The organism is Acinetobacter johnsonii, assembly GCF_048551975.1.
Taxonomy (GTDB): domain Bacteria; phylum Pseudomonadota; class Gammaproteobacteria; order Pseudomonadales; family Moraxellaceae; genus Acinetobacter; species Acinetobacter johnsonii_A.
On sequence record NZ_JBIMCF010000124.1, the window covers coordinates 1 to 313 of the forward strand.

Sequence of the window (313 nt, forward strand, 5' to 3'; positions counted from 1 at the left end):
ATGTTGGCCATACGGACTTCTTCATAATGGGCATCGGTAATCATGTTGCCGGAACCATCACGCGTGAAGAGCTCCTCAACCAAGGCACCATCATAAGCATAGGAAATCATATGGACACGATGGACGCCATCCGTCGAGGCTTTTTTGGCACCGCGTAAATGCACGGCAATGTCTGGATTAGAATCTTGGTATTTCTCAATTTGTGCATCGATCTTGTGTGGCGAAATTTCGCGTTGCAACTGACCATGTTCATTGAGCAGACCATGTTGTTGGCCCAAGAAAATCAGTTTGTCCGCTTTAAGATGAATCGCTG

The 313-nt window shown here is 46.6% G+C and carries 1 pseudogene; it reads right to left on the reverse strand.

From position 1 onward, the window contains the following. A pseudogene (locus ACG9ZB_RS16905) lies at nt 1–313 on the reverse strand (amino-acid N-acetyltransferase); the annotation flags it as partial.